At 62.7% G+C, this 3,798-nt stretch carries 3 protein-coding genes; all 3 read right to left on the bottom strand.

The window, feature by feature from the left end:
- Positions 1-98: 98 nt before the first annotated feature.
- Positions 99-2,003 (bottom strand): putative bifunctional diguanylate cyclase/phosphodiesterase, encoded by a 1,905-nt coding sequence (locus tag ACTHL0_RS21325; RefSeq protein ID WP_440568893.1) that lies wholly within the window; start codon positions 2,001-2,003, stop codon positions 99-101.
- A complete protein-coding gene (locus ACTHL0_RS21320) occupies positions 2,000-2,536 on the bottom strand; it encodes a YfiR family protein (RefSeq protein WP_440568892.1) in 537 nt (178 codons plus the stop codon). Before ACTHL0_RS21320 ends, ACTHL0_RS21325 begins: the two co-directional genes overlap by 4 nt.
- 1 nt (position 2,537) lies before the next feature.
- Positions 2,538-3,798, bottom strand: a 1,261-nt coding sequence (locus ACTHL0_RS21315; RefSeq protein ID WP_440568891.1) for a TonB-dependent receptor plug domain-containing protein, incomplete at its 5' end; no start/stop codon positions are given.

The following is a 3,798-nucleotide window of genomic DNA, read 5'->3' as shown; positions in this document are numbered from 1 at the left end:
GATCGTCATGAACGATCTTGCGCCGCTCGAGCCGACCCATACGTCGTTCAGCGCGTTCACCGCGTCGAATGCGGATCTATAGGCGCACTATGCCTGCCCTAAATCAAGGGCTCGGAATCCTCGTATTCGCTCTCGTTTCGTAGCAAATCGGTGATGCGCTCGAACGGCATCGGTCTGCCCATCAGATAGCCTTGGACGATATCGCAGCCCGCGTCGGTGAGCCAAGCCAACTGCGCGGCGTCTTCGACGCCTTCGGCGACGACGCCGATCCCGAAGCTGTGCGCCATGGAGATGATGGCTGTCACGATCGGCTGTCCGGCTTGCGGCAACGGCTTGACGAATGCGCGATCGATCTTCAGATTGTTGACCGGGAACGATTGAAGGTACGACAGCGAGGAGTAGCCCGTGCCGAAATCGTCGAGCGACAGGCGCACGCCGGCCGCGCGCAATTGGCGCATGGCCTCGACCCCTGCGGTCATGTTTGCCATCAGTTGGCTCTCCGTGAGCTCGAGTTCGAGCAAGTGCGGAGAAAGGCCACTATCGGCAAGGATCGCTATCACGTCCTCGCTGTATTCGGTTTGGCGCAACTGCCGTGCCGATACATTCACTGCCACATGCAAGGCAACACCGGGCTGCGCGTTCCAGCGCGCGGCATCGCGGCAGGCGCGGCGCAGGACCCATTGCCCGAGGGCGACGATGAGCTCGCTGTCTTCCGCCACGGGCACGAACTCGATCGGCGAGATTTCACCGTCGATGGGGTGAACCCAGCGGGCCAGTGCCTCCACGCCGATGATGCGTCCCGTGCGGCAGGAGAACTGCGGTTGATAGGCGAGACTCAGGGCGTCTTCGTCGATCGCTTTGCGCAATTCCGTCTCGAGCCGCGCACGGCGGCGGGCTTCCACGGTCATGTTCGAATGGAATTCGACGGCGGCATTCTTGCCGGTGCTTTTGGCGGCATACAGTGCGATATCCGCACTGCTCACGAGTGCCGCGACATCGGCGGCGTCGTCGGGATACACGCTCACGCCGACACTCGCACTTGCGACGATGCTGGCACGCGGCAGATCGAAAGGCCGGGCCAGGGCGCGCGCGATGCGTTCGGCGGTGCGGATGCCTTCGGCCTTTTCTTTCGCGATCGCGACGAGTACGGCGAATTCGTCGCCGCCGATGCGGCTGACGAGATCCGCCACCCGCACGCTTTGTTTCAGTGCAACGGCGACGTGCTTCAGCAATTCGTCGCCGGCACCGTGGCCGAGCGTATCGTTGACGTTCTTGAAGTCGTCGAGGTCGACGAGAATCAACGCGGCGCGTGCGCATCCCTGGGCGCCGCGCTGCAGGCGTTCCGTCAACGCATCGTAGAACGCACGCCGGTTCGGCAGCCCGGTGAGCGGATCGGTCGAGGCTAAGTACTCGAGCTTCTTTTCGGCCTGTGCGATACGAGCGCTCATCCGCGAAGTGATGACGAACGCGATCCAGAGCGCGCAGAGCGATGCCGCCAGGATGAACACGGCGAAGTGCAGCAGCTCGGCGGCCATTTGCGTGGTGGTGGCCACGACCACGACCGAGCCGAGCGTTTTCCCGTTCTGTGTGATGCTGGACGCCACGAAGACGTCGTCGAACAAAAAGCGCCCGTTGGCGCGCTCCACATTGGCCGGGCTTGCCTCGAAGCGCGCATGCCGGGAGAGCCCCGGTCTCTCATAGGCGGCAAAGCGCTTACCGTTTTTCGTATAGATGCCGGCGCTCTCGATATACGGCACGTTGCGCAGCGAGTGCAACGTTTCCTGCGCCGTGCGAACATCGTCGAACAAGACCGAGGCCGATACATTGTCGGCCACCATGTCGGCCTGGACGGTCGCGTCGGCCGTCAAGGCCGAGCGCAACGAAATCGCTTGATAGACGAGCAAAACGAGGCCGGAAATCAACAGCGCCACGCCGAAACCGGCGAGCTTGACGCGCGCCATTTCCTTCATCGGGCTCGGCGCATGGTTCTCGTTGCGCTTCATGTCACGTTCCTTGCCAAGCGGAGCAGTTTCGAGCTGAGCCCGAGGTGGCGGTGCACCGCTTCTGTGTTATCGATATCGAACCGCAGCCGGTCGCCTTCGCGAAACAGCGTGACGACATAGCGGCCGTCGCCCGCATCGGCATCGGGCATACGCACCACGAGCATCGGCAGGTCGCGGCCGGGGGCGGCTTTCGTGATGGCATTCGAGGCCGCGTCGTCCACGATGAGCACATTGCACGCGGTCAGTGCCGGGCCCTCCGGAATCGGCTTGACACTCCAGGCCCTGCCCGAGACCGGGCGCCCATCGAGCTTCGCCAGCGTGGCGCCGAGCGGCGAATGGCCGCTCACGCAAACCGTGAGGGCGGCACCGCCAGCGGGCGCGGCCGGCCATTCGGTGAATTCCGTGAAGTTGTAGATGTAGGCGGCCTCGAGCGAATACAGATCGACCTGCGCGTTGGCGCACATCTGCGCGCCAGCCACTGCGGCCAGCAGGCAAACGGTCATGCGATGAAAGACGGGTCTTGCTGCTCGCATGTCAGAAACCATAAACGAGCTTGAGCAGGAAGGTTCGGCTTTGCTGCGGGATCACGTCCTGCGTGAAATTGGGCCCGGCGGGGTCCGCGTAGACCTTGTTTGTCACGTTGTAGACCGAGAACGAGACGTCCGCGTGCGGTATGAGGCGCGCGCTGCCGATCGTCACGTTGCCGAGACAATATCCGCCGGCGCTGCCGAACTGCGACAGGCGAGCGGATTCGCAGCGCATCTCCGCGCCGATCCGTGCCGCGTTGCGAAACAGCGGCACCGTGACATTGAGTTTGCCGAGGTGGCGTGGCGAGTTTTGCAGTACGGCGCCCGTCGCGCTGTCGCGGGCGAGCTGCCATGAATAGCTCGCGCGAACCTTCGCGATCGAACCGAGGTCCTGCTCATAGGCCAGCTCGACGCCGTGTGCCCGTGCGTGCTGGACGTTGCCGAACACGAAGACGCCGGACGACGGATCCAGTGTTTCGGTGATGAGATCGCGTACGTCGTATTCGAACAGCGAGACGGTGCCGTGGGCGTTCTCGCCGAATGCGCGGTCGTAGACGAATTCCGTCGTGGTGATGTGCTCGGCGCTCAGCGACGGATTACCCTGCTGGCCACCCGGGCCGGGGATCGTGTAATAGAGCTCGTACGCGTTCGGTGCCCGATAGGCGCGTCCATAAATGAGCTTGAATGTATCGGCGCTCGTCAGTTTGTAGTTGAGCGCCAGGCGCGGGCTGACGTTCGTGCCGGAGACCGATTCGTGGTCCACGCGCAACCCCGCGGTCAGCGTGAAACGCCACGGCAGCTTGATCTCGTCTTCGGCGTAGACGCCCACTGAATTGCTGCTGCGCCGATCGTTCAGGATCAGCTGATAGGGATCGGTGTTGTAGTTGTACTGGTCGCGGCTCGCGTCGCGCATCAGGCTGACGCCCACGACGAATTTATTGCGCGGAATGGAGGTGAGTGTGGCATGCACGTCGGCGCCGTACCAGATCGCTTTGTCGCCATCGATATTCTCCATCGGAGGCGCCCCATACAACGCGTCCATGTGATAGTCGTAACGCTCCCAGTAGAGTTCCGATGCCAGTTCGAGGCCGTTTGTCACCGCATGGCTGTATTTCGCATCGATGAAGCTGTGCGTATCGGTCGTGCTTTGCGGTGTGTTGAAGACAGACTGATAGGGGGACGTGGGAGCGCCCTTGGTGCGATTGCCGTAGCCCGCGCTGATTTTGAGGTCGCCGTAGGCAAACTTGGCGAAAAAGTTCTGCGCGCGG

It is taken from the genome of Trinickia sp. (assembly GCF_051961175.1).
In the GTDB taxonomy this organism is placed as follows: Bacteria; Pseudomonadota; Gammaproteobacteria; order Burkholderiales; family Burkholderiaceae; genus Trinickia.
Note: the sequence above shows the minus strand (reverse complement) of the source record. Positions and strands in the feature narration are given on the sequence as shown.

Bases quoted from the DNA above. Each gene is read 5' to 3' on its own strand.
- ACTHL0_RS21325 (WP_440568893.1), bottom strand. From the start codon at position 2,003: ATGAAGCGCAACGAGAACCATGCGCCGAGCCCGATGAAGGAAATGGCG.
- ACTHL0_RS21320 (WP_440568892.1), bottom strand. From the start codon at position 2,536: ATGCGAGCAGCAAGACCCGTCTTTCATCGCATGACCGTTTGCCTGCTG.